The sequence below is a fragment of the Paenibacillus sp. FSL L8-0470 genome (assembly GCF_038008625.1).
Taxonomy (GTDB): Bacteria; Bacillota; Bacilli; order Paenibacillales; family Paenibacillaceae; genus Paenibacillus_AQ.
Genome location: NZ_JBBOZM010000001.1, coordinates 4,560,175 through 4,586,670 on the forward strand (window position 1 = coordinate 4,560,175; position 26,496 = coordinate 4,586,670).

General features: G+C 47.7%; 19 protein-coding genes. 1 reads left to right on the top strand and 18 read right to left on the bottom strand.

Features of this window, described 5'->3' with window-relative positions; genetic code table 11:
* Positions 1-26: 26 nt before the first annotated feature.
* The 13 genes from NST99_RS20780 to NST99_RS20840 form a co-directional block, all read right to left on the bottom strand.
* The gene (locus NST99_RS20780) at positions 27-1,424 is read right to left on the bottom strand and encodes a HAMP domain-containing sensor histidine kinase (protein WP_341094109.1); all 1,398 of its coding nucleotides are present in this window, start codon (positions 1,422-1,424) and stop codon (positions 27-29) included.
* The gene (locus NST99_RS20785; protein ID WP_341094110.1) at positions 1,421-2,098 is read right to left on the bottom strand and encodes a response regulator transcription factor; all 678 of its coding nucleotides are present in this window, start codon (positions 2,096-2,098) and stop codon (positions 1,421-1,423) included. The genes NST99_RS20780 and NST99_RS20785 overlap by 4 nt, the downstream gene beginning before the upstream one ends.
* Before the next feature lie 59 nt (positions 2,099-2,157).
* Positions 2,158-4,125, bottom strand: a complete 1,968-nt coding sequence (locus tag NST99_RS20790; protein ID WP_341094112.1) for a serine hydrolase domain-containing protein — start codon at positions 4,123-4,125, stop codon at positions 2,158-2,160.
* 226 nt (positions 4,126-4,351) lie between these two features.
* On the bottom strand, positions 4,352-5,656 hold the full coding sequence (locus tag NST99_RS20795) for a 6-phospho-beta-glucosidase (protein WP_341094114.1): 1,305 nt from the start codon (positions 5,654-5,656) through the stop codon (positions 4,352-4,354).
* Complete coding sequence (locus tag NST99_RS20800) at positions 5,641-6,627, bottom strand: N-acetylglucosamine kinase (protein WP_341094115.1); 987 nt, start codon at positions 6,625-6,627, stop codon at positions 5,641-5,643. The genes NST99_RS20795 and NST99_RS20800 overlap by 16 nt, the downstream gene beginning before the upstream one ends.
* Positions 6,628-6,634: 7 nt before the next feature.
* A complete protein-coding gene (locus NST99_RS20805) occupies positions 6,635-7,654 on the bottom strand; it encodes a LacI family DNA-binding transcriptional regulator (protein ID WP_341094116.1) in 1,020 nt (339 codons plus the stop codon).
* Between the two features lie 78 nt (positions 7,655-7,732).
* A complete protein-coding gene (locus NST99_RS20810) occupies positions 7,733-9,379 on the bottom strand; it encodes an extracellular solute-binding protein (RefSeq protein ID WP_341094117.1) in 1,647 nt (548 codons plus the stop codon).
* Between the two features lie 89 nt (positions 9,380-9,468).
* Positions 9,469-10,365 (bottom strand): carbohydrate ABC transporter permease, encoded by an 897-nt coding sequence (locus NST99_RS20815; RefSeq protein ID WP_341094118.1) that lies wholly within the window; start codon positions 10,363-10,365, stop codon positions 9,469-9,471.
* Positions 10,366-10,399: 34 nt separating this feature from the next.
* Positions 10,400-11,350 (bottom strand): ABC transporter permease, encoded by a 951-nt coding sequence (locus NST99_RS20820; RefSeq protein WP_341094119.1) that lies wholly within the window; start codon positions 11,348-11,350, stop codon positions 10,400-10,402.
* A gap of 659 nt (positions 11,351-12,009) precedes the next feature.
* Positions 12,010-12,801 carry a PHP domain-containing protein gene (locus NST99_RS20825; protein WP_341094120.1) on the bottom strand — a complete coding sequence of 264 codons (792 nt, stop codon included), beginning with the start codon at positions 12,799-12,801 and terminating at the stop codon, positions 12,010-12,012.
* 35 nt (positions 12,802-12,836) lie between these two features.
* Positions 12,837-13,673, bottom strand: a complete 837-nt coding sequence (locus tag NST99_RS20830; protein ID WP_341094121.1) for an energy-coupling factor transporter transmembrane component T family protein — start codon at positions 13,671-13,673, stop codon at positions 12,837-12,839.
* Complete coding sequence (locus tag NST99_RS20835; protein WP_341094122.1) at positions 13,645-15,396, bottom strand: ABC transporter ATP-binding protein; 1,752 nt, start codon at positions 15,394-15,396, stop codon at positions 13,645-13,647. Before NST99_RS20835 ends, NST99_RS20830 begins: the two co-directional genes overlap by 29 nt.
* Positions 15,389-16,267, bottom strand: a complete 879-nt coding sequence (locus NST99_RS20840) for a cell division protein FtsQ (RefSeq protein WP_341094123.1) — start codon at positions 16,265-16,267, stop codon at positions 15,389-15,391. Before NST99_RS20840 ends, NST99_RS20835 begins: the two co-directional genes overlap by 8 nt.
* A gap of 181 nt (positions 16,268-16,448) precedes the next feature.
* Between NST99_RS20840 and NST99_RS20845 the strand changes: the two genes are divergently transcribed.
* Positions 16,449-17,282: a MurR/RpiR family transcriptional regulator gene (locus NST99_RS20845; RefSeq protein ID WP_341094125.1), complete on the top strand. Its 834-nt coding sequence runs from the start codon at positions 16,449-16,451 to the stop codon at positions 17,280-17,282.
* 454 nt (positions 17,283-17,736) lie between these two features.
* Here the strand turns inward: NST99_RS20845 and NST99_RS20850 are convergent, their stop codons facing one another.
* From NST99_RS20850 to NST99_RS20870, 5 genes are all read right to left on the bottom strand, one after another.
* A complete protein-coding gene (locus tag NST99_RS20850; protein WP_341094126.1) occupies positions 17,737-19,659 on the bottom strand; it encodes a thioredoxin domain-containing protein in 1,923 nt (640 codons plus the stop codon).
* Positions 19,660-19,696: 37 nt separating this feature from the next.
* Positions 19,697-19,858 (bottom strand): DUF255 domain-containing protein, encoded by a 162-nt coding sequence (locus NST99_RS20855; protein ID WP_076110153.1) that lies wholly within the window; start codon positions 19,856-19,858, stop codon positions 19,697-19,699.
* Between the two features lie 358 nt (positions 19,859-20,216).
* On the bottom strand, positions 20,217-21,122 hold the full coding sequence (locus NST99_RS20860; RefSeq protein ID WP_341094128.1) for an RNA-binding domain-containing protein: 906 nt from the start codon (positions 21,120-21,122) through the stop codon (positions 20,217-20,219).
* Entirely contained in the window at positions 21,115-24,222 is a 3,108-nt protein-coding gene (locus tag NST99_RS20865; protein WP_341094129.1) for an ATP-binding protein, read from the bottom strand. The genes NST99_RS20860 and NST99_RS20865 overlap by 8 nt, the downstream gene beginning before the upstream one ends.
* A gap of 524 nt (positions 24,223-24,746) precedes the next feature.
* A complete protein-coding gene (locus tag NST99_RS20870; protein WP_341097713.1) occupies positions 24,747-26,315 on the bottom strand; it encodes a recombinase family protein in 1,569 nt (522 codons plus the stop codon).
* Between the last annotated feature and the right edge of the window lie 181 nt (positions 26,316-26,496).

The window sequence follows — 26,496 nt, forward strand, 5'->3', positions numbered from 1 at the left end:
TCCACAGAAGTCAGCTTACTTCCCTTTCACCAGGTCATCATCAGAGGGCTTATGGACCTTCCGCTGGCCCTAACAGATGGAGAGAAAGGAAGTCTGACGATAATCGTCGTGCCCTCTCCTACTGCACCATCCACCTCGATACTCCCCTGATGCAGAGAGACAATTTTCTTCACAATCGCCAGTCCAAGGCCGTTGCCGTTATTGTTCCCGTTCCGGTCGACTTTATAGAACCTTTGGAATATCGCGCTGAACTCTTCCGGGGAAATACCGGTCCCGTTATCGCTAATGGTAGCGGATACTTCTGCTGCTCCTACGTCTATCCCGATACGGATGTTCCCGCCCTGCGGTGTAAACTTGATGCTGTTGCTAAGCAGATTCATCCAGACTTGCTTAAGCTGATCTTCATCTCCCTTGATTTTGACAGCCACCGGCAGCTCAAGATCAATGACGATGCCTTTGGCCGACCACTGCGGCTCGCAGGTTACAACGACGGTTCGAATTTGCTCATCAAGATTAAAGTCGCCTGCTTCGAAGGGATGGTGCTCGGAATCCAGGGAAGCAAGCTTCAGCAGATTATCGCTGAGTCTGGACAGACGGTCACTCTCCGCAATAATGATATCTAGGTATTCGCCGCGTTCTTCCTCCACTACCAGATCATCACTCCGCAAAGCCTTGGCAAACCCGGAAATAGACGTCAGCGGTGTCTGAATTTCGTGAGAGACATTGGATACAAAATCCTGCCTCATCTGCTCCAGCTGCTTGAGCTCCCCGGCCATCTCCACATAGCTTTGCGTCAGATCCCCTATTTCGTCCACCCGGTTCACCTTTAACTCTACTTCGAAATCACCCTTTGCCAGCCTCTTCGTCGCATTTGTCAGTGCTTTGATTGGCTCCACCAGATACCTGGCGGCAATGAGAATACATATACTGCCGAGCAATAGCACAAGTAGAAGCACGAAGAGCATCATCCGGTTAACGATATTTTCGTTCTCGGCGGAATACTGCAGGAACATCGCATGCCACTCCCCTTTTAGCAGAAACGGCATTCCGACGAATGTATCCTTATCATCAGCGCTGGAACGATAGAACTTTCCTTGCAGCACTTGTTTGACAGCTTCGGGGGTGATGATGACAGCCGGATTATCTTTGAGCCCATAGAAGGTATGTTCCCCGGAAGGATTGTACAGGTGGATCGGGTATGCGGATACCTTAACCATACTGTTCAGGAACTCATCCTTATCCTTAGGTTTGGCGTCATCATAGCGATGAATGATTTCCTTGCCCACTGCGATCATTTCGTTCTGACCCTCATAGCTTATTTGCTTCTGAAAGACATATAGACCAATGAGAAAAGAGCATATTAGGCTAAAAATAATGATGCCGAGAAACGTGAGAATGACACGAACATACAAGGTCTTGATCATGACTCAGGAATCAGCCGGTAGCCCAGACCGCGTGCCGTTTCGATTTGAAATTGCCCGTCGTTGCCAGTGAACTTATCCCTCAGCCGGCTGATATGGACATCGACGGTCCGGCCATCCCCTTCATAGTTCAAACCCCAGATCTGCATAATCAGCTGCTCCCTGGTGAAGATTTGTCCGGGGTGGCTGGCCAGCAGAAACAGAAGCTCGAACTCCTTCAAAGGAATAGTGACCGGCTCATTTCCACGGGTGACCTGAAAGGTACGGCGATTGAGCTCAACATTACCCACCTGTACAGTCTGGGAAGAAACGACCAGCGAGCGTTTAAGCAGCGCTTTTACCCGCATCACCAGCTCAATGGGATCAAACGGCTTGGTCAGGTAATCATCCGTTCCCAGTCGGAATCCTTTCACCTTGTGTGCCGACTCTGCTTTGGCTGTTACCATCAGAAGGGCGAGGTTGGCATCCCAGCGCCTGATTTCTCTGCACAGATCCCAACCGTCCAATCCTGGCATCATAATATCGAGAATAACGAGATCCACCCGCGAGTTCTCCACGATGGACAGCGCTTTGACGCCATCGCTGGCCTCTTTGATTTCAAAGCCTTCTTTTCGCAGGTACAAAGACATCAGCTTTCGGATGTTCGCATCATCATCCGCGATAAGTATAATAGCCACGATCATCCTCCTCTCTTAGGCTTATATTATATATGATTTGTTCCTGGCAAGAAATGGCCTTAGCCGAACTGCCAGCCCAGCAGATTCCAATGGTAGAAGAACAGGCACAGTGCCACAGCGGAAAGTGCCACAAAAGTGTAATGCACGCGTGTGAAATCCGTCCAGTACTTGTTCTTCCAAGCCAGCACAGCCGAGACAAGCAAAGCCAGAGTCATTCCAACGAATATCACAGGCATGGCTAAAACGAGATAAAATGAGGTACTGACGCTGCTGAGTCTCTCCAGCGTGTCCAACGACATAAGCACTGCAAATGTTGTGATAAAGCTTATTAGTCCCCAACCCGCTGTCGCTGCGGAGAGTCGAATCGCCCATTTTTCAGGATTCGTCATTACCTTGAGCTTGCGTCTGGAGAACAGTAGTCCCAGCAGAGCAGTGAGGAAAATCAGGCCCGAGACGCCGAGCAGGACAAGCCAGAACTTGTTCTTATCTATGAGCGGTGTGCGTTCCAGCGGCATATCCGGAATAGCGCCCAAGAGCATATGTGTGACTTTCCCGGAGTCGTCGGTGCGGAATCCGATTTGTTCCGTGCCTCCCTCATGCTGGAACAGATTAGTGTCCACAGGGACATACAATTGTTGTTCACTGCCACTTCCCAAGGACAGTTTATTGTCTGAGACGGTTACATTAATCTGGGCGAAAAAACTGAAAAATTTATCAATGTCGCTGAAATTGCGGCGTGTAAATTGATAGGAGCCCGCATACTTTTCTAGAGATTCCGCAGAAGCGGAAATCACTGGCTGCTGAGGTACAGGAGCAGGATAATATTTGTTAAAAAAAGCTTGAACCAGACCTTCTGCGGACTCACTGCCCTGACCGCCATTGTAGGAGACGAAGATGCCGACATTCTTGGCAGGCACAAGATACAATTCCGTGTTGAACATCGGGTCCGCACCGCCATGGGCAATAACATTCAGGCCGTTATACCGTTTCTCGGCGAATCCAAGATCCACTCCAGGCATACGTTTGTCGAATTGAAATGCCGTCGAATGCATTAATTTTGCCGTACCCGCTCTCAGAATCTCCTTGTCACCATACTTCCCATTCTGCAGATGGGCGATCATGAAGTGAGCCATGTCTTCTGCAGATACTGTACCTGAGCCGGCGGGACGAAAGCCGCCTTCGAATGTAGGTGTACCGGGAACAAAACTGCCGTTCTTGCTTGTGTAACCCAGAACTTCGTATGGCTTAAACTGCTCCGGCAAAGGCTCCACTACGGTTGCATGTTCCATATCCAGCGGATCGAAAATGTACTTTTTAATGTAATCATTGTAAGGAATTCCGCTTACTTCCTCCACAATCAGGCCCGCGAGTGTGGCGCCATAGTTGGAATAGGAACTGAGCTCGCCTGGCGGTCTTACCCGTGCCGGCATATGCTTGTCGAGCGTTTCGGAGATCGACCCCGGCAGTTTGGCAGGGTCCGTAGTGATTTGATAGCCAACGCCACCTTCTTCGAACCCGGCTGTATGTGTCATCAAATGACGCATCGTGATAGGCTCAGGATAGGTAGCTGGTATCTTCACTGATTTCAGGTAGGTATTAATATCGGTATCCAGATCAATCTTGCCCTGCTCCATCAATTGCATCACCGCCGTCCAGGTGAACAGCTTAGTGGTTGAAGCGATCCGGAACATGCTGGTTGCGGGATCAACCGGTACAGCTTTTTCCAGGTTGGAACTGCCGTATCCCTTCGCCAGAATAATCTTTCCGTCTCTCACAATGGAGATGACCGCTCCCGGAATGTGCAGCCTGTTCATATCTTCTTCCATTATTCCATCCACGAAGGTAGTCAGACCCGCACTGTCATCAAGATTCCCTGGTGCTTCAATCTGATGCACCTCTGGCTTGGCTTGAGCCGTTTCAGCCGAGGCCAGTTTCCCGGATAACATCAGGGTTCCCCCTAACCCGGCACCTAGAACAGCCAAGAGGGCCAGACCAGCGATTAGCCTTTTTTTCATCATCATAAACATCATTTATCCTCCGTATCATCATTTATTGGGATTGGATAAGCATCCGCCCTAACACTTATAGAGATTATCAAAGTATTATGAATGGAACGTTAACAAGCTATAAAAAAACAAACAAGACTGCTTTGCCGCCGCCAAGAGCGACAGAAAGCAGTCTATTTACAGTTACCGGGATTCAATTTATATGGCTAGCTATTTCAATACCGATGCGCTAAACATCTGTTACGGCTCAATCTTTAAAGAATAACGGTAAATAGTCCTTGTTCTTGAGCAGCATTTCTTCAAGCATCTGCTCCGCTACATTGACGGAATCTACCAAGGGATGGTTCGCCAAAGCCTGCAGAGCCAGCCCTCTGTCTCCAGTAACAGCAGCTTCAATCGTAAGCTGCTCATAGGTTTTCACCGCATGAATCAGCCCTTTGGCAGCCACAGGCACCCGGGATACAGGCAGTGGAATAGGCCCTTGGCTAGTGACGACGCAGTTCACTTCAATAGATGCATCCGCCGGGAGGAAATCCAATACTCCCTGATTGCGCACGTTGAGGGTCTGAATATCGCGAGTATCATTGTAAATGGATTTCATCAATAGTACTGCGGCTTCAGAGTAGTAAGCCCCGCCCCTTTTCTCCAGCTGCTTAGGTTTCTCCGACAGATTGGGGTCCAGATATAGCTCGAACAATTCATCCTCCAGCCGCTTAACCACCTCGGCCCGGGTTCCTTCATGCTCCAGGGCATGCTGCTGCTCCTCCAGCAGTTCCCTGGTCAGATAGAAATATTTTAAGTAATAGGATGGAATGGCCCGGAGCGATGAGATAAAGCTGGCGTTCCATTGGAATTGAGGCACGTTCTTGGCTGAATAACCGTCACGGTTATCCAGTAGCTCCTGCAGCTTATCCTCTCCTTTAATGTGTACCTGAGTAATCCAGTGCAGGTGGTTGAGGCCTACAAATTCGCAGTAAATGTCTCTGGCTGGCGTCTCATACAACTGCGACAGCCACTTATAAGCAGCAATCGGTGAATTGCATAGCCCGATGGATTTGACCTTGGTATGCTTCAGAATGGCTTCGGTAACCATCCCTGCCGGATTCGTAAAATTCAACATCCAGGCCTCCGGGCAAATCTCCTCAATATCCCGGCAAATGTCCAGCAGCACCGGAATTGTCCGCAGCGCCTTCATCATGCCACCCGGTCCGGTTGTCTCCTGGCCGATGATCCCGTACTTCAGCGGGATGGTCTCATCCCAGATCCGTGCTTTGAGCAGACCTACCCGCATCTGGGTGGTCACAAAGTCCGCTCCCACCAAAGCTTCGCGTCTGTTCAGCGTCTGCTCCACCGTAATGGGCAGACCCGACTTCTCAATCATCCGCTTCGCCAGATTGCCAACGATTTTTAACTTCCCCTCTCCTTCGGGGATATCCACCAGCACAATTTCGCGGACAGGAAAGCTCTCAAAATTGAGAATAAACCCTTCGATAATCTCCGGCGTATAGGAAGAACCGCCGCCAATCACAACGACCTTTAAGCTTTTATCCATGCTGTATTCGCTCCTTCTATGGAAAGCTGCTGTTCAAGCGCTTCATATACTTTATCCGCTATGGTCAATCCCGATTTCTCCATCGCGCGCAGGATCGCACCGCCCACAGGCTCCATCCTTAATACACGTATCGTGCAGCCTTCTGTCAGCTGCCCCGTGATGGCCGGTGCCATGTATTTCCCGCCGTTGCGGGTCAGCACACTGCCGACCAATACTACATCAAGTGTAGCTTCCTCCATTCCAAGCTTCTCAATGACGGCTCTCGCCGAAAGACCCAACTCAAGCCCTTGCTGCTGAAGGATCCGAAGCGCCACGCGGTCACCTTGATCCGCCGCTGGAAAGAGAAGCTTGGTCAGATCCACAGGAATATGTCTGCCATGATCGAGATAATCATGAAAGAGGCTTTCTACAGAGTCATATCCGAGCGTACCCAGCACCGCTTCCGTCAGCAGTGTCCGTTCCTCTCTGCCTTCCCAGGAGCGGATCACTGAACGGAATACCTCGACAGCCAGCTCGCTTCCGCCGCCAAAATCTCCGAATGCATAACCAAAGCCACCGCACTGCAGTTCTTGTCCCTCAGGACTAATTCCGAGGCAGTTGGTTCCCGTTCCGCAGATCAACACCACACCATACGGCTGTCTTGTACCCGCCCGCAGGCCGATAACGGTATCGCAGACAATCTCATAATTGGTGAAGCCCAGCGCTTTAATCATCGGGCGCAAAATAACATAATCTGCTTCCCGGTCCGCTCCGGCCAGTCCAAATGACGCGAACGCAATATCGCTGCGGCTTAGCCGCGCGCCTTGCAGCGCCTGATCGACCGATTCGGTAATGCTGGTCCGGGCCAGCTCCACATTGACTTGATGATTACCGCATCCACTCATTCCACTGCTTACAATCGTTCCTGACTCATCTGTAATTACAGCAATGGTCTTGCTTCCACCTGCATCTATCCCCAGATAATAGTTCAATCCCTAGTCACCCCTGACTAATGTCGCCTTTATATTTTGATGTAGATTTCCTGTAAACCAGTTCAGGCTTTAGCTGCACCCTGGTATGGCTGACCTCGCTGCCATTGATCATGTCCAGCAGGATCTTCACTGCATGCTGTCCCATCAGATCCGCCGGTTGACGGATGGTCGTGAGTGCAGGATGAACTTCCTGGGCAAAAGACTGGTCGTCATACCCGATGACCGATACATCATCCGGCACGTTGTAGCCCGCTTCCTTCAATGCCCGGATGACGCCAAGTGCAATGACATCATCGGCGGCGAAAATGGCAGACGGGATGTTGCCGCGGGCAATCATGTCCTGCATGAGGCCATAGCCACAATTGGTGCCGAACCCCCCTTCAATAATCATGAACGGAGACAGTCCGGCTTCGTTCATTGCATCTATGAAGCCCTCTTTCCGCTGACGGGCGCTGAGGAACACGCTTTGTCCGGTAATATGGGCAATACGCGTATGTCCAAGCGCAATCAGATGTTTGGTCGCTTCATACCCGCCCAAATAGTTGTCAACGTTGATCGTCGTAACATTACTGTGCTCCCCATGACTGTCAATCATCACAAAGGGGATTCGCTTGCGCTCCAGCTCAGTGACATAGGCCTCTTCTTCTAATGAAGAAAGTACGATGATTCCGTCTACACGATCTTCCTGGAACAAGAAATTACTTGCTTCTGAGAAGCCATTCACAGGCTCGGAATCAATGGATAGCGCCAGAAAGTAGCCGCTTAGCTTGAGACTTTCAAAGACCGATTTCACGACACTGTCGAACACCGTATCATTCAGGGCCGTCAGCGTTAATCCGATCACCCCCGTCTTCCCTCTGACCAGGGTTCGCGCTGCTGAGTTCGGGCTATAGTTCAATTCTTTAATGGCTTCGAGCACCTTTTGTCTGTTTTTCTCCCGCACCGATGAGACATTGTTAAGCACACGGGAGACTGTCACGACAGACAATCCGGACTTTCTGGCTACATCGAATATATTAACTTTCATAGGTAAACTCCTAATCTGATTTGGTTCTTTTTAGTATATCATGAGTGTTGCCGGACTCGATGTAGGAGTTTGCTTGCATTATTTGTTCAAATTCTTCAGGTTTTCCTGCCATCTTTCTGTCTTGTACTTCAGCAGCTTGGCATATCCATTCTTCTGGGCATCCACTTCAGCCTGATCGAGAATTGCCAGCACTTCTTCATCATTCTTGGCACTCAGGATGGCTTTGGATTTGGCCTTGTCGAATACATCCTTCACACTCTGAGCAATGATTCCCTCTTCACTGTCGCCTGGCGGGTCCAGATTAACGAATTCCGTCGTATTAAACTGTGTCTTCCAGGTGATTTCGAGCTGCCAGCGTGTCTCCCAGCTACGTTTGTCCTCCGGTAGCGTCTGTTCAAATTTACTCTTCGACTTATCCACATAGACTGTGTTTCCTGTCCATTGGAAGTCCACGGTGGAGTTCATCAATTTGCTTAGGCCTTCAACATCACTTGTATATTTATCTGTGAAAATCGGAGAGTCCTCATCATCCGTTCCGTCCCAATACAAACCTTCCGGACCCCACATCGTTACACGCTGTCCTTCTGGTCCTGTCATCCAATCCAGGAAGGCAAAAACCGCCTCGGGATCTTTTGCAGCTTGTGTAATGACATTTACGTTCCAGCCCAGCTGATTGTAATCGCCCGGGAAGATTTTGTTACGATCCAGACCCGCTTTATGTATAGGCCAGACCATAATATACCCTGCCTTCGGATCTGCCGCCTTCAGCAGAGCATCCCCAGCAGCCCCGAATTCGGTTGGACTCGATGATGCGAACACGGCAATACGTCCGGTGGTCACCTTCTCCGATACCTGCTCCCGCTTCTGTGTGAACGCATCTTGCGTCATCAGCCTTTCACGCATTAATTTACTCGAATATTGCATGGATTCACGGTATACCGGATCTTTAAAGATGGACGTCAGCTCATTGCCTTGCGGTACGGCCATAATCGAATTAAAGCGATAAGGACGGTTCTCCGCAAATGCCGAGGTTAAAATCTCAATTCCATCCGCCTGCCCGACTTCCAGCGGGATGACGTTCGGATACTTTTCCTTCACTTGCTTCAAATATTGATATAGATCCTCGGTAGTCTCTAATGAAGGCGAGCCCAACTCCTCATAGATTTTCTTGTTGACCATATATCCGGCATTGCCGTTAGGCTGCGAGGTATACCAGTTCGGGAATTGATACAGCTTGCCATCCGAGGAGCGCAGCATATTGAGCGTCGATTCTCCGGCCCATTTTTTCAAGTTAGGGTATTTGTCCAGATAATCGTCCAAGGGCACCAGCAAGCCGTTCGCACGCAGCTTCTCAATATCGGAGCCTCGTTCCATCCACATCACATCCGGTAAATCGCCTGAGGCAATCATGGTGTTTAGCTTCTGCTTGGCATTCCCCCCGGAGTTGATAGGAACGACATTGACTTTCTTAGTATTCTTTATCCATTTCGTAGCCGGATCTTCTCCCCAGGCTGGCATGGAGTACCAATCGTAATGCCCATAGAATGAGAACTCCAGAGGCTTATCGCCAAGGGCAAATCCCCCTTCCTTGTTGTTCCCGGTTGACGTTTCTCCTGAAGGCTTGTGGGTTGAGTTCGTGTTGTTGCTGCTACAGGCGGCCAGCATCGGCATGACCATCAGTGCAGTGGTCAGAAGCATAAACATGGATCTCCTCAGTTTTACCATCTTAAAAACTCCCTTCAATATTCTATCTATTGGTCAAGCATGACGCTTTGAACCCGGAAGCAAAGACCAGAGGGCCACTGGGCAACAGACTACTCTTTTAACGAGCCTACCAGCACACCCTTCACAAAATACTTCTGAACGAAGGGATACACACACATGATCGGGACGGTTGCAACCATCATCGTCGCCATGGACAAGGATTTGCTCGTGACGGTCTTCATTTGTTCCATGTGGCTTTTGGCCGCTGAATCCATCTGGCTCATCTGCTCGCTCATAATATTGGAATTGAGGATTTGCTGGAGCTTGGTCTGAATCGGCAGCAAATCAACATTGTTAATATAAATGCTAGGCATGAACCAGTCATTCCAATGATAAATGGCTGTGAACAGTGACAATGTCGCGAGCACGGGACCGGATAACGGAAACACGATGCGGAACAATACTCCCCAGTTACTGCATCCGTCTATTTTCGCGGATTCTTCCAGGCCCCCGGGAAGCCCCAGGAAAAAGGTTCGGAAGATAATCATGTTCCACACGCTGATGATCCCGGGAATGACCAGAACCCAGAACGTATTCATTAGTCCCAGTTCCCGAACCAGCAGGAACGAAGGAATCAGACCGCCGCTGAAATACATCGTAACGATGCACATAATCATGTAATACTTGCGCCCTATCAACTCTTGCTTCGTCATGCCGTATGCCAGAATAGCCGTAGCCAGTATAGATAGCAACGTTCCGACTCCTGTCCGAAGCAGCGTGATCACAAAGCCGTTCACAAGCCTTGAATCCTCGAACACAATTTTATAATTGTCCAGTGTGAAGTCGCGGGGCCAGAAGGTAACCCCTCCCATAACCGTATCCATTCCGTTGTTAAATGAAATAACTGCCGCATTCCAGAAGGGATAAAGAGTCACAAACGCCAATACCGATAGCAGAAAATAGATACTCCAGCTCAATATCTTATCTCCAAAACTCATCCTGTGCATGATGCAGCCGCCTCCTTCAAGTCATATCCCCGGATTACCATAAGCTGTTTCCCGATCTTCGTGCGAAGAGATTGGCCATAGTCAGCATGCCTACGCTTATGATCGCCTTGAACAGTCCAGCCGCCGTCGCATAGGAGAATCTTGAATTCTCTATCCCTATCCGGTACACATACGTGTCCAGAACTTCGGAGACATCACGCAATACCGGGTTGGAGCCCAAGAGCAAAATGTCCTCAAATCCCGCACTTAGCAAGTTGCCGATAGCCAGGATCATAAATATGGTAATGACAGGTAGAATGGAAGGAATGGTAATGTGGAAAATCTGCTTAAATCTGCTAGCTCCGTCAATGGAGGCTGCCTCGTAGATATGAGGGTCCACACCCGCAATCGCAGCCAGATACACGATGGACGCAAAGCCGATTTCTTTCCAGACATCTGTCGTTACGAGAATCGTCCAGAAATATTCTGGTATTGATAGGAAGTTAATAGGCTCATCGATCAGATGCACACTTTGCAGAAGAATGTTAATGCTGCCGTTATCGGTCGACAGGAGGGAAATGACAAACCCCGAGACAATGACCCAGGACAGAAAATGCGGCAAATAACTGATTGTCTGAACGACCCGCTTGAATGCAGCCTTTTTGACTTCATTTAGCATGAGCGCCAGAAGGATCGGAGCCGGAAAACCAACGAAAAACTTGAGCAGGCTGATCACCAGCGTATTACGCATCACGGTCCAGAATTCAGGAGCATTGAAGAACATCTCAAAATGCTTGAATCCGACCCAGGGACTATGTAGAAAACCTTTATAAATGCTGTAATCCTGAAATGCCATCAGCACCCCATACATCGGAATGTAACTGAAAACAAAAACGAACAACAATGCGGGAATCACCATCAGTTGAATATCCCATTGCTTGAAAAACCTTCGTGCCAGTGAATCCTGCTTTATCTTATGTTCTTTAGTAACTGAGACTGGAATCATTAACATCCCTCGCTCCCATGTGCTGTAAAATTAAAACCTTTTAACTTTAGTCCTAAAAAAATATCCACATAGTTAAAACCTTTTAACTTTCGTCCTAAAAATAAAAGCCTCCTTCCATGCCCGTGAACATTTCATACAGTGAGAGGACCTTTCCTTAAGGGGATTGTAAGCGCTTTTATCATGTGTGTCAATACCATAAATTTGTATCTGCTATAAATATTAAAACTTCCTCTCCTCTTCAATAATGTTAGTTTATATCACACAATAGACGACTTGTTAGTAGGATTATAAAACATTGATATGAGATTGTCGATACTTTTTGATGTTTTTAATTAAATTCTAGAAAAAAATGAGTGTTAAACCAATGAAACCAGAACATTCGCTTAACTTACGTTATGTATTATTACATATAACTTATAACTGAGGAGTATAGCAAATATCCATTGACGTTTCGAATTTCCGCGTAGAGCTTTCTGCCGCTGCCATTGCAGGATATTGGTTAGATAATTGCTGTAATATTATATTTGTCCAAAAAGCGTGTAATCATCCTTTGAACATGCCAAGCTTAAGATGACGAACGCATCCTAAGCTTGCTTCAGTTACCGGCAGCCCAGCACCTTCCCGGTGCGGGATCGTGCTGGGCTTCAGAGCATCGCACGCTAAGCCGAGTATTCCTCAGCCTCATCCCTGGACGGGGCTTCGCCCGACATTTGCTTCAGCAGCTTTTTCATCATGACCGAGGCCTTGACCTTGGTGTGCAGGCAGGGAGAAACTTCTATGGAATAATAGCCCTTGCGCACTGCTTCTCTCAATTCCTTCACCGTGGAGCAGGTGCACTCGAGCTTGTTCACTACGCTGCCATATTGCAGGCATTGATGGCTGTCGCTTCCGGCAATGACCGGAACACCCAGCTTGGCAGCAAAAGGAGTAATCAATGCACGGTATACCTCCGCTCCCTGCATGTAAATATCCTTGGCATTGAAATCAAAAGCATCCAGCCGGGCCAGCTGCTCCGGGTCCAGATGATGCAGCGGAGTGGAGCTCCGGAACGGGTGGCCTCCGATTTTCCACAAGTCCCGGGAATCAGCCAGATCCAGCAGCTGACGGAACGGTATGAAATGCCCCTCTTTGGTGTAGCCCTCAAGACTGAAACGGACATCCAGAATATGCTCCTTCAGCCCGATCAGCAGAATATGGCCCGTCTCGGCAATATCCACTTCCATTCCCGGGAAAATCTTTAGGCCGTCCGCCTCGTAATAATGGCCGTTATAAGGATACATACGGTCCAGCGTCTCATACATAGCGAAGAAATTCGAAGTGTTAAAATGTTCAGTCAGGGCGATGGCATCCAGACCGTTCGCTATAGCTTCCCTGACCATCTCCCGGAAATAATCCGGGGAGAAGCTTGATTTCTTGGACAGCTTGCCATGGGTGTGCAGATCTATATTCATAAATGGATTTCTCTCCTTTGTGCTTGAGGGTGAGTTTAATAGAGCAAATTTGGATAGGCATAACCCGCAAGAAACAGCAAACCTATATACACGGCAGAGCCTGCAATAAAAGCCCAGTCGGTTCGTTTCATAGCCAGATATGATAGCTTCATCTTTCGCACCTGCGGATTCTTCACTGCATAAGTATACCCTCTGGTCTCCAGCGCTTCGACGGTTGTCCGGGAACGCTTAGCTGTATTCAGCATCAATGGATAGAAGACCAGCACGATAATCCGAAAATAATAAGCGGCAGTGTGCCAGTACAGGATTCCATGCTTCAGCGGCCTTTGGCCTCTTAATCTGAACGAGAGCAGGATCTGGTGAAACTCTTCCAGCAGTGTGGGCAGAATCCGGTAACCGTAAGACAAGCTGAAGGCAAAAGCATCCGGTACCCCTAGAGAGGACAGTCCGTCACTCAACCGCTCCGGGTCCAGACTGGAGAAGACAGTAATGCTCGCCAGTGAAATGACGGAGAGCTTGAGCGTCAGCGTCAGCATGGGCAGCAGCGATTCCGCCCCGCCCCCGAAAAACAGTGACACCAGGAACATCCAGCCGATCTGGCTGATCAGCCCCAGGCAGAGAATAAATATGATATAGGGACTCACCCGGGACAGGATCGTCGTGATGACCATCAGCACAAACATACCGAGCAATATCGTCCGGTTGTACACAAACCAGGGCGCAATCGCGAAGAATACATACCAGATCAGCAGCGTGCGCGGGTCCAGCCTTCCGAGGAAAGTACTGCTGCTGTTGTAAGCATTGCCAAGCAGCTCCAGCTTGATCTGCTCGACTGAAATCCGGTTAAGTGCCCGTTTGACTGTTTCCACCATGCGTAACCGCCTCCTTTCTCCATTCCACATTCCGGGTAAATTCTTCCAGGCTGCAGCAGCTGCGGGGCAGCCCCAGGATCCGGCTCAGCTCCATGAGCTGGGTTTCAGCCAGCCCGGCGCGGCGCAGCAACGCGCCGTCGGAGAATATTTCATCCTTGCTGCCGTCGGCAATTATCATCCCGTCGTTCATTACGATCACCCGGCTGGCCCATTCCGCTACCAGCGCCATGTCATGGGTGGCGATGACCACAGTCTCCACGTGACTGCGCAGTGTCTCCAGCACCTCTACCATCTCCTGCTTCGTTGAAATATCCAGGTTGGCAGTAGGTTCATCCAGCAGCATCACTGCCGGACGGACAGCCGCGCCAATCGCCAGCGAAACCCGGCGCTGCTGCCCGCCGCTGAGCAGGCGGGCGTCACGCTCGGCCAGCTCCTGCAGACGGAAGGCCTCCATCATCGCTTCTACCGTTTCATCCGTATCCACGAGCCGTCTTGCCTTCAAGTAGTAGGCGATCTCTCCACGCACAGAGTCGTCGATGAACATATCCTCCGGGTTCTGGAACACATAGGAGGCAATACCGGAGAGGCGCTCCGGCGGCAAGCCGTTCACCTTCATTCCCTTGACATGAACGGTTCCTCCGGTTGGTGTGGTGATGCCGGCAATCAGCTTCATCAGCGAAGACTTCCCTGCGCCGTTGTTGCCGATCAGTGCAACCGATTCCCCGGAGCGCAGCTCCAGGTTAATTCCTTTCAGCACCGGATGAACCGTTTTGTGGATGGTCCGGTAGGAGAGCAGGACCTTATCCATCTTGACAATGGCCTCTCCCTTCCGCCCAACGGGTGCGGGAAGCTGCTCTGCGGCAATGGCGGACCATTCGCTGCCGCGGCGGCGCATGAAGCAGCCGCCGCTCTCCCCGGTGTTCAGCGGATAAAGCATTCCGCTCCGGGGTCCGGGCTGCAGCATCCAGGCTGCCCGGGTCACATCGGGCGGATAGATGCCCAGCGCCAGCAGTTCCTCCACCGAAGACAACGCTTCGCGCACCGGCTTGTGCCAGCGCAGCCTGCCGCCGTCCATCAGCACAACCGAATGGCAGTATTCCGCAATGAACTCGGCATGATGCTCGATAACGATGATGGTTTTGCCGTGCTGTTCATTCAGGCGGCGCAGGATGTCGTAGATTTGACGGGCATGCTGCGGATCAAGCTGAGCAACCGGCTCGTCAATGACCAGAATATCCGGGTCCATAGCCAGCGCTCCGGCCAGTGCAAGCAAATGCTTCTGCCCGCCGCTGAGCTGCCAGATGAATTCGCTGCCCATGCCGCTGAGTCCGGTCAGCGCAAGGGCCCGTTCCCCCCGCTCCCGGTAATCGGCCAGGCCGTAATTCAGCGGGGTGAAGCATACATCATCCAGCACAGTCGGACGGACCAGCTGATTCTCAAAATCCTGGTAGACATAGCCCATATGTCTGGAGAGCTGGCTTACGCTTTTCCCGGCTGCAGATTCTCCACGCAGCAAAACCTCACCTTCAAAATCACCAGTGTAATAATGCGGGATCAGACCGTTGAAGCATTTGCAGAGCGTTGATTTCCCCGAACCGTTGCTGCCCATCACCGCAATGAAGTCACCTTCCTCAAGCTTGAGCGATACCTCCTGCAGCACCGGCTGCTCGGCACCCGGATACGTAAACGTTACTTCCTTCAGTTCAAGTACCGGCTTACGCATCAAATTGGCCTCCCCCCTGCCGCCTGCGGGCAGCGCGGCGCAGCAGCACAATAATCACAGCTGCAGCAACAACCGCAGCGGCCAGCATACTCAGCCAGATCAGACTTCCCTCATGAGATTCGGCCCCAGGCAGCTCGAACTCACCGATGCTCCAGCCGGATTCCGACAGCAGCTCCGCACCAAGCGCCAGCAGTGACAGGATAATTCCGCCAATGACGAGCTTCGGTGGCAGCCAGGCACCGCTGGCGTATTTCATATTCCGTTCGCGGGGTTTCATTCCAAGCAAGGGTTCGATTTTTCCGTATAAACGCGGCACCAGGTATAACGTCGGCAGCAGCGCAAACAGGATGCCGGAGAACAGCACATCATTCAGAAAACCCACACCCTCAATGATTACAATACTTTCGGCCAGTCCTTTAACGGCTTCCAGCTCCTCGACCCCGACCCATACCTTGACGATGTCGATGACCGAGCTGAAGAACTGGTGGATGGCCACCCCGCTGATTGCCGCCACCCCAACCTGCCTGCGGTTCTTGGGATCGGAGACCATGCGGCCTGCCGTGTACATCGCCAGTGAGAAGGTAATGAATTTCTCCAGCTCTCCCAGCCCGCCGAATTGGCCGAGCATCAGTTCGCCGAAGATTACTTCACCAACAGCGGCACCCACGGCGGCATACAGCGGATGAAACAGCATGCAGAGCGTGAGCGGGATGAAGGCGAAATACTCGACAGACAGCTCAATCGGCCCAAGCTGCAGGCTTGGAATCAGCTCCGTGAACATGTTGGACAACCCGTACAAGGACATGGACAGCACAAAAATCATCATTTTTTGCGATTGGGTCAGCGTATAACGGTTTTTTAACGTACTCATGAACAATCGGCCCCCTCCAGGAAATTACCTTAAGTATAGAAAGTGCGTGTCAGCACAGCTTTTCCCGATTGTTAATGCAATGTAATGTTATTTTCAGTTTTTTTAACGGTGTAAAAATATTTACAACACACTGGGACCGTATAGTGGAAGCAGAATCTTCTAATCAGGAGGCCTTACCGCTATGTACAAAGACTGGAACCGCCGCCCCTTTTCACCGAATCAAAGGCTCCTTGCCGATTTCATCCCCAAAAATGAGCAGCGCGTCCTCTACATGACCGAGCAGGAGATCGCTAACGAGCTGGGCTTAAGCATCGCTTCGGTCTCCCGGTTCTGGAAAGCCGCCGGGTTCAAGCATGCCAAGGACTTCAAAAACCGGCTCCGTTTCCGTTTTGAATCCACTCCGTCCGAGAAAATGCGCGATGTGATGCAGCGGACCGGAAGCGGCTCCCTCCCGCAAAAACTGCTGGAAATCAGCTCGCATCATCTCGAGGAGACCAGCCGGTATTTGAATGACGCGCTGCTGCAGCGTGCGGTAGAAGCCCTGTCTGCGGCAAGGCAGATCTATGTTTACAGCCCCGGTCCCTGTGCGGGCCTCGCTGAGCTGATGGCTTACCGCATGGCCCGCTTTGGAATTACGATCAAACGGATGGCCCCGAGCGGTCACGAGCTGCTGGAAACGCTGATGCATGCCGGCAAAAAGGATGTTGTGCTGGTGTTCGGATTTGTCCAGCTTTTGCCTGAAACGGAGGTGATTCTCGATTACGCGCGCGAAGCGGGGTATGTGGTCATCCTGATTACCGACAGACTGGTCTTCCCCCGTTCCTATGATGCCGATATCGTGCTGTACGCGGGACGCGGCGAAGTATGGGAGTTTCACTCCATGGTTGGCCCGACCTACATTATCGAGAATCTGATCCTCGGCGTGGGGCTACTGAGCAAGGAGCACAGTCTGCGCAAGCTGGATAAGCTTCAGCTGCTGCGTGCCCGGTACGGCAGTAAGCTTCCCCGGAGCTGAGCCGGTTGAGCCGGAACTGAGGGCCGATATACCAGTCAGGTTAGTCTCGTTAGACACCAGTCACGCCATCACCCTGGTATCGCCACACTAAAAAGTCTAAAGTTACAAAAAACCGTCTAGTCAGAGGTGTGAAGTACCCCATTAGAGTAGACATTGGAAATGACATTGAAATAGACATTGGTATAGACAGTGGAATAAACCTTGGTCTATCTGGTGCCTCTGCTTCGGTTTTTTCAAGGTACCGCATATAGTTTGTCAGGATTTCAAAGGAACCGTTAAATCCAGATTAAGAGTTCGACAGTTGGGGTAGAGGTTCAGTCCAGCCGCGTCAGCGCGCAAAAAATCTTTGGCTCTTAATGGAGTAGGCCAAGCCGTTACACAACAAAAAGAGGAGCGCAGTTCATCCTGCGCTCCTCTTGATTTACATAACAGGCTTATTGCAATTTCATTCTGCCTATTGCCGTGCCGCCAGCAGCTCCTTGACCGCCTCGGGGTTATTAACCGGCTGGCGGCAGGCAAAGTTCCGGCATTCATACGCCGTCGCCTGTCCACCCACCGTCGGCTTGTCCGCCAGATGCGGCAGCAGCTTCCGCAGCGTATCCTCTCCGCTGCCTTCCCAGTTCACAATCAGTGCAGCATCCGGCAAGTATGCCTGCTGTATCTGGGCGAGCATGCCATGCAGTGCCGGGTCCTCCCGCTTACCGGAGAGCACCCATTCCCTGCCGCCGGAAGCCATCGCCAGATGGGCCTGCAAATACATTGCATAACCCGGCGGGTACTCCGATGCAGCGGAGGACAGCACCGCTGCGGTCCGCTCGGCAATTGCCTTCAGCTCCACATCCTGTGAGATCACTGACAGCTTCCACAGCAGCTTCGCCGCCACGGAATTCCCGGATGGGATTGCTCCGTCATACAATTCCTTTGAGCGGATCGGCAGCTCTTCACCATCATGACCAGTGAAGAAGAACCCGCCGCCTGCCTCGTCAATGAACAGCTCTAGCAGTCCGTCCTTGAGCGTTAACGCACGTTCCAGGTAAACAGCTTGGCCCGTAGCTTCATACAGCTCAGTCAGCCCCCAGAGCATAAAAGCATAATCATCCACATAGGCAGAGATTGCCGACTCTCCGTCACGGTAGCGGGCCAGCAGCCTGCCATCTTCACGCCGCAGCTTCTCCCAGATGAAATCCGCTGCCGCTGCCGCGGCTTTGGCATACTCCGGCTTCTGCAGCGCCTTCGCTCCCTTCGCCAGCGCCGTGATCATCAGCCCGTTCCATGAAGTCAGCACCTTGTCATCCTTGGACGGATGAATACGCTGCTCCCGGTACGCGAACAGCTTCTCGCGCCATTCGTCCGTGCGGGTCCGCAGTCCAAGCGGATTCAACCCCATCCGCTCAGCCATTTCATCCGGCAAGCCCTGCAGCAGATTCGGAATATTAGCACCTTCGAAATTCCCCTCCGGTGTAATCCCGTACACATGGCAATAGGAATGCATATCCTCAAGCCCTAGCGCTTCCTCAATCTGCTCACGGGTGAAGACATAGAACTTCCCTTCCACGCCTTCCGAATCCGCGTCCTCCGCTGAGTAGAAGGCCCCTTCAGGCGAGGTCATATCGCGCAGCACATACGTGAAGATCTGCTCCGCAATCTCCGCATACAGCGGCTTCTTCGTGATCTGGTATGCCTCCAGATAGGTAATAGCCAGCAGCGCATTGTCGTAGAGCATCTTCTCGAAATGCGGCACCAGCCATTCCCGGTCTGTAGAATACCGGGAGAAACCGAAGCCCACATGGTCGTACATCCCGCCCCGGTACATGGCATCGAGTGTCTTCTCTACCATCCGTAGCGCTTCCGGCTGATCATAGTTCTGACTGTACGCCAGCAAGAAAGACAAATTATGCGGTGAAGGGAACTTCGGCGCATTGCCGAACCCGCTGTATTCCTCATCGAATTGGCGGCGGTACAGCTCATAGGCTTCGTGCAGCAGTTCTTCGCCGGGAATTGCTCCTACACTGCCTTCGCTGATACTTTTCGAGTTCTTCCGGTCCAGCGACTGAAGGTCCGCAAGCAGCTCATCTCCAAGCTTGTCCAGCGCTTCACCGTCCTGCTCCCATTTGCGGTGAATTTGCTCCAGCACATCCATCAGCCCAATACGCCCGAACATCTGCCGCTTCGGAAAATACGTCCCCGCATAAAACGGCTTCTTCTCCGGCGTCAGCAGCACCGTCAGCGGCCATCCCCCGCTCCCGGTCAGCGCCTGACACACCGACATATACAGCGCATCAATATCCGGCCGCTCTTCGCGGTCAACTTTGATGGCGACAAAATTGTTGTTAAGAAGCTGGGCGACTTCTTCGTCTTCGAAGGATTCGCGTTCCATTACGTGGCACCAATGACAGGTACGTGTGAATCAACAACTAGCTATACCCAATAGATAAGAAGACAGGCTTGTTGTCGCGCTTGGCGATTTCAAAAGCTTCTTCGGACCAAGGGAACCAGTTCACCGGGTTATGTGCGTGCTGCAGCAGATACGGCGACTTCTCCTTGGCTAATCTATTGGGTACTTTTTGAGTTGTCATGGGGCATCACCTCGTTTCGTGTTGGATTTGGGTAAAGTGTTGCTTAGGGTTAGTTTACCCAAAATGGTGGGGGAGGGCGCAGTGAAAACAATTGAAGTATTTGCTCATGATAGTCATTAACACCACCATTTAATATACCCATAAGTAACTACAATCTTTAAAAAGTTTCTTTTGTCAGTATTCGAACACTTTCCAAATCAGAAAAATACCTTGTAATCGCCATTTCCAGGCATGCTTGTCTGTTTTCTGGGGTTCTTTGATTTATAAAACTTTTATTATAATAGGATGCCATATCATGTATTGTTCCAAATATCATAGAGCAAGCTTCACTCCAACCCTTCATATTATCTAATATAAATCAATGAATTTTGACACAAATATGATACAAGCTAACCGTTCTACTCGAACGATTATGATTGGTCTTCATTATTCTTAATTCTGAATACCCATATTCATCATCGATACTTGTATCTGATGAGAGCAAAGGTGCAGGATAGCTGTGATTCGTCACATGCGCAGAATATCTTTCCCAAAACGAATTGAAGTCTGCGATTTTGACGTAAGATAGGCATACATTGAATTTATTACCTGAAGTATCGTATGAAAAAATCTTATCCAAATGCTCGTTAATGTAGTTTGTACTTAAAGAACTAAGATTCATTGCTTCAATAACAGTAAACGGTAATCTGTCTTTTGACACGAATATATCAAGTTCACCAGAACCTTTGCCTGACGAAGAACTTCCTCGTCTAGTTTGGTCTTTTATGCTATAACCGATGGCTGCAAGCATGTCACCAATATAATCATTACGCTCGTCTTCACTTGCATTAGAATAATAATTTCTTGCTTGTAATGTTAAACAAGCTACAATTAAATTTTTGATAAAACCTTCTTGCGAATCGAGATCTCTTGTAAAATTCATAGAAGGAGCTTTGGGGCTATTCTTCAACTTTATTACAAATACATTTCTCCCATTAACATCTATGTTATCGTACTCAACCTCAAGTTCAACGGATATAAGGCTCAATGCAGTAGAGATAGGTTCTTTAGCACTGTCTTTAACCGTGAGGCTTAACCCAACAACCGCGTAATTGTTGATAAGCTTAGATACACCCATCACGATATACCCATATTCTTCGGAGTTGTCTAATGCACGCAACATAAGCAAAGCCAATTCATACGGCTTTAATTCCATCCCTACACCGACTAGGTTCTTAAACGATGTTGAACCTAACAACGTACTGATTGTATGTCTATCAATCATTATGCTTTAAACTCCTTAATGGAATCTTATTTACTCCTGTCAATTTCAGTATTCTGCCAAGAGTAATCTTTTTGGGGATTGGATCAACTCCATCCTCCACCCACAACTCACAGTCTTTATCAAAATCTAGCAAATCTATTTCCGTATCGTAGTACAAGATTATTTGTTCAAAATCTGAAGGTCTAGCAATAATGTAAATTTCTTGTTCGAATTTACGAACTCTAAAAATCGTATTCGCTGTATTTTTTATAAGCTGAAGGTTGTTTTTATCAAAATCATAATCATCATGTTCATGCAAAAAGTTTACAATATTAGTTCTTGAGCGATTCAGAATATCTTTAACGTAACTAAAAACCTCAGGATCACTTTTGGAATAGTGGATTTGAGCAGAACCAAAAACATTTTTTGACAGTGCTTTGTAAAGCTCTTCTTCTGATGATATCCCCCACTGAGCAAGCAGTTCTTTTGAAATGCTGATAGCTTCGCTCCCCGCAGATGATTGAGTTGCAAGTATATTCGCCAATTCATTTATATCAGCTACATTATATTTTTTTAAAACTTCATCATACTGTTCTGACTTTGCCATACTTTCAGCAATTTCTTCATCGTCATAGAACCAATGAAGATTTTCTATAAGTTCTTTAAAACACTTACTAACCCTACTATCTTTGCGGTTGTCCCTAATCCATGCGCAAGTGTTTCTAAATGTTTCTCTAAGCTCGAAACCGTTTAGTCTTATTAATTTATTGTTATTTCTAACATAGTCAGTGATTGTTGGAGCTATAGTTTCAAGCGATATAGTTCGGTTTAAGGGTATCTCAATTGCAATGCCTTCAAACAACATTTTTTCCCTTACGTCATTGCCTGAATACATAGCCGCGTCTTTTAGAATTTCATTAAGACTTCCGTCGTCAAAAAAGATTTCACTCTTACACATAAAATCCCCAACTTGATTTGGTAATACAGCGTATCTATCAAGTAAGTTTTCATCCTCACATATTCTGAAATGGTTTGCCAATTTTGAAACCCATTCAGCTACTTCTCTGTTATTTTGAAAGTCATATTGCTCAAGGACACTACTAATAGAGGCACAGTCACTTAAATCTATACAAATCTTCTCCCTCCAAAACTTCAATGCATCGGAGAGCAGTTTATCATTAAGATAATTTACTCTGCTGTATTGATCAAAGTAATTTGGATATAGGCATTTAGCAATATCCACAAATTCGTTTTGCTTATCATTTTTTCCTGTACGAAGATTGGTGATTGCTTTATAAAATTCAAGTTTTGTTTCTTGATCAATTGGGGTTTGAATAAGCTCACTAAATACATTATTCAAGTTAAATTCTTGCAACCCTTGCAGATAGTCTTTTGAGACCCTATTATCAAGCAATCTTGCTCTGAAATTAATACCTGCAATTAAGGCTATATCCTTATATACTTCACCGATATTTTTTTCAGCATATATTCTATCCAAAGGTAAAAAATCTCCGCATTGGTTAGGAAGAATGGATGGATTTAGCCCTAATTCAGCAATGAACTTACTTGAATTATGATATAGAAGAATAATTAAATCGTTAAGCCATTTTATCGAATCACAACCCAAACGAGTACTCAGGGTCACCAAATTACCACAGTCCTCAACCTCTTTAATTAGATCAACAATGCCAAAATTGCGGCACTCCACCCACAATGAGTTGTACCAGTTTTCGATTTCATCTTTTCGGGTCATCTTCGCAGGCATCAATATATTTGACAACTCCCAAACTTTACTTCTATATTCAGGAGTTTCATCTTTCATAATCAAAATGCTTGAGGTGCCCCAAACATCATAAAGAGAACAAGTTTCATCCAAACTATTATGAATGAAAGTAGTTGTTTTTATATGCTCTTTGATTGGATGAATAAGAATCTTCTCAACCCAATCTGAGTCGAGCCAATTTTTTTCGGATTGTTCAGAAATCTTAACAATATTATAGAGGTCTTTGTAACCTTCCTTTGCAAAATAGTCAAGCATATCGTTATATAGATTTATTGCTTTTATAATTCTGTTTCTGTTATCTTCTGAGTCACCACCTGAACGCTCGGAATGAATCAAGGGGATGCCGTCACGAGGCTCTGTGGGATTAAACAATGGACTATTTACAACTACTGGAAATGAGAAGTCATGAGTGCCTAGTAAGGGGAAATCGCAAAAAATCCGTGGCAATTCCTTATGTAGACCAATTAAATGTTTTTCATTTGTACTGTTTTTTTTAATTTCTACAGCGATCGATACCTCATCATTCGACTGCACAAAGACATACCTATTTTCAAAAGTAGGATTTTCACCTTTTGATTTTGCGATTTGCACCTCGGTAACATTAGCAGATTCAAGGTCTACAGTGAATCTTCCCCCTCTTCGAATCACTCTTTCATAATTATCCATACTAACGGTTATTGAACTTAACTCTGGCACAAATGCAAATACATATGGAATAGAAATCAGAAGATTTCTTAGGCCTGACTTTGCTGTTTCTATTCCTACTCTATCCAATTCGTAAACAAACTTCGTATTCATTTGATTCTCATTAACAGTACACTCTGTTCCGTTGTCCAGCATATCACAACTCTCACTTATAGCATTCATAATTGATGTTTTATCTTGTCCAGTCCTGTCTAATAATGTCTCGAAGGAACGAGGGCTTTCATTATCGTCTTGTAGATAACCATGCACCCAAACCTTTTCAGAAAGCAAATGAGTCGTCAAGAAACCTGTCCCAAATTTTCCAGTAGATTTCTTTTTATTCTCAGCGGTCAATGAGCGTTCTTTTGTTGAAACCTGTTCAATCAAAAAAACTATGTTTTCAGTCGTAAACAATCGACCATTATGGTTAAATTCAATAGTTTTATTAACTTCGCTAAATTTAATCTCGATATCAACGAACCCACTTGCATTAACGACATCCTTAGCATTTTGAATCAACTCCCATATCCATCTATACGATGTATCTGGACCATTGCTGTCTTTAAGGGCCTTGAGCTTATCGATAATTTTTGTTGCAGATTGAGCCTCGCTTGCACCTTTACGCAATTGTTGGATTTTCTCACGAAACTTCATAAACTATATACTCCTTATAATAAAATAGCCTCTCGATTTTCGTCGAGACAAATGGGACAAAGCTTCCATTGATCTATCCAAACTCACATCCTCCTACGTTGCAGGAAGATTTTTATATGTCCTATTTATTTCATTCTGGATAATCTTCCCGATGGTTTCTATCAATAAAACTTGACAATCTATCATTTATACACATGCTAAAACTACAATAAGCATAGACCATTTAGGTTTTAAATTCCAGAAATTTTTCCCATTTGCAACAAAAAAATACCTCCTCAAGTGACAGGAGCATCATTCTTAAGTAGTCCTATATATACTATTCTCAATCCAACAAACGGTATCTTCATCAAATGTCTTACGCTGAATTAATTACTTTGGTTATAACAAATAGCCCGAACTCTAGAAGCTTGGGGCAAAGTAGCTATTTAAACAGGTAAATGTGGCTCCAACTCACTACTCCCTAACCAACAACACACAGCACTCAACATGTGAGGAGAAAGTAATAAGAACGAATATATCAATCTTCATTTATAACAAACCGTCAGCTCCACCCGATTCCCTTCCCTATTATAAATAATCCGCTCCACCAGCTTCTTCAACGCCCGATTCTTCTCTTCACTTGTCACTGCTACATCCCACAACTCCCTAAACTGTCCAATCCGCTCTACGATCTGCTTCATCGTAGGATAATTACTTTCATCCACTACCATCTTCCGCAGATCCTGCATTTCTTCCTCCAGCTTCTGAATCTGTCTTGATCTAACCACCTTGCGCTCCAGAAACACCTGCTTCGTAATAATGTCCTCTTCATAGGATTCGTGTAATTTATCTAATGCCCGTTTGTGCTTTTGCAACTCCTGCTCCTTCACTGCAATCATCGTCTTCGTATCGTTATAACCGCGACCTTGGAGCTCGATCTCCTGCAACATGTTCGGGTCAACATTGATGATGCGCTCATATAAAGCATTAAAAAACTCTTCGTCCAACACCTTGCCCTTCTGCTCACATTTGCTGCCATCCTTATAATGGTGGTAGCATAAAGCACTCCAATATTGGCCCTGTTTCTTGCTTTGGCCCACTCTGAACTGCATTCTACAACCGCATTTTTCACAGTAGAGTAATCCCGACAGTGGAAATATATTTCTCCGGCTATTGGGATTCATTAGCCTGTTCTTCACTAAACGTTCTACGATGGCATCATGTTCTTCCTGTGTCTTCAATTTCTCATGTGTTCCCATGACCTTGATTCGTTCTTCTTCTGGAACTATCTCCACTTGACCACGTTTTGTTCGCGTTTTTCCATAGGTGATGTAGCCAAGATGAATCTCGCTCAATAGCAGCCTTTGTACGGTCACATTGGACCACCCTTTGTCCCTTCCATCCGGTTTAATGTTGTATGGCGTTGGTATTCTATTATCCGTTAACCAAATCGCAATATGCCCAAGATTAATTCCACTCAGGTATTTTTCAACTATGGCCCGATAAATAGGGCGCTTGCCTTCATCCACCAATACCGATTTTGTGTTCTTATCATAATAGTAGGGAAATGGTGGCTTACCGTTCGTCCACATGCCTTTCTTAGCTCCTGCTTCTTTTCCTTGCTTCATTCTGCGCTTAATCGTTTTATACTCGATTCTGGCGAAGATGGACATAAAATCAAACGATACATCGTCATTGTCCACTTCCAGATCGTATATCTTGCTTGGGGTAATGATCAACGTCTCCGAGTTCAAAAATGTATCTTTAATGAGTGCCCAATCCTTATTCTCTCCACGGCCTAGACGGTCAATATCCATGACGACCACACCATCATACAATTTGTCTTCGACATGCCGAAGTAACTTCTGCATTTCCTTCCGGGCCTCGATCTTTTCCCCTGAAGCCACCTCTTCATATAGCCTATAGGTCCAATTCCGACTTCCGACCAAGGCCAGAAGGGTATCCCGATGCTTCGAGAGAACGTCTTCAAATTCGCCATCATTACGAGATTTTCTTAGATATATGGCTACGTGCTTAATTGCTTTACTTTCCATAAGATTCTCTACTCCAAACGTGTTAAGATTTTGCCGCCTTCCAAGTAGAATGTTGAACATTTTTGAAGACACATTATCGAAAATGACAACTGTAAATTTTTGGAGGCGTAATGATGAAGAAATGTGAGTATGTAGTTAAAGAAATCAATCAACCATCCCGCAAGGCATTAAGAGAGTTTCATGAACATATTGCTGAACTCATTAGCCGAAACGCCCAAGCCGAGGCCTAAATGGACATACC

Coding starts and splice junctions, on each gene's coding strand:
- NST99_RS20780 (WP_341094109.1), bottom strand. CDS start 1,424: ATGATCAAGACCTTGTATGTTCGTGTCATTCTCACGTTTCTCGGCATC.
- NST99_RS20790 (WP_341094112.1), bottom strand. CDS start 4,125: ATGTTTATGATGATGAAAAAAAGGCTAATCGCTGGTCTGGCCCTCTTG.
- NST99_RS20795 (WP_341094114.1), bottom strand. CDS start 5,656: ATGGATAAAAGCTTAAAGGTCGTTGTGATTGGCGGCGGTTCTTCCTAT.
- NST99_RS20805 (WP_341094116.1), bottom strand. CDS start 7,654: ATGAAAGTTAATATATTCGATGTAGCCAGAAAGTCCGGATTGTCTGTC.
- NST99_RS20810 (WP_341094117.1), bottom strand. CDS start 9,379: ATGGTAAAACTGAGGAGATCCATGTTTATGCTTCTGACCACTGCACTG.
- NST99_RS20815 (WP_341094118.1), bottom strand. CDS start 10,365: ATGCACAGGATGAGTTTTGGAGATAAGATATTGAGCTGGAGTATCTAT.
- NST99_RS20820 (WP_341094119.1), bottom strand. CDS start 11,350: ATGATTCCAGTCTCAGTTACTAAAGAACATAAGATAAAGCAGGATTCA.
- NST99_RS20825 (WP_341094120.1), bottom strand. CDS start 12,801: ATGAATATAGATCTGCACACCCATGGCAAGCTGTCCAAGAAATCAAGC.
- NST99_RS20830 (WP_341094121.1), bottom strand. CDS start 13,673: ATGGTGGAAACAGTCAAACGGGCACTTAACCGGATTTCAGTCGAGCAG.
- NST99_RS20835 (WP_341094122.1), bottom strand. CDS start 15,396: ATGCGTAAGCCGGTACTTGAACTGAAGGAAGTAACGTTTACGTATCCG.
- NST99_RS20840 (WP_341094123.1), bottom strand. CDS start 16,267: ATGAGTACGTTAAAAAACCGTTATACGCTGACCCAATCGCAAAAAATG.
- NST99_RS20845 (WP_341094125.1), top strand. CDS start 16,449: ATGTACAAAGACTGGAACCGCCGCCCCTTTTCACCGAATCAAAGGCTC.
- NST99_RS20850 (WP_341094126.1), bottom strand. CDS start 19,659: ATGGAACGCGAATCCTTCGAAGACGAAGAAGTCGCCCAGCTTCTTAAC.
- NST99_RS20855 (WP_076110153.1), bottom strand. CDS start 19,858: ATGACAACTCAAAAAGTACCCAATAGATTAGCCAAGGAGAAGTCGCCG.
- NST99_RS20860 (WP_341094128.1), bottom strand. CDS start 21,122: ATGATTGATAGACATACAATCAGTACGTTGTTAGGTTCAACATCGTTT.
- NST99_RS20865 (WP_341094129.1), bottom strand. CDS start 24,222: ATGAAGTTTCGTGAGAAAATCCAACAATTGCGTAAAGGTGCAAGCGAG.
- NST99_RS20870 (WP_341097713.1), bottom strand. CDS start 26,315: ATGTTCAACATTCTACTTGGAAGGCGGCAAAATCTTAACACGTTTGGA.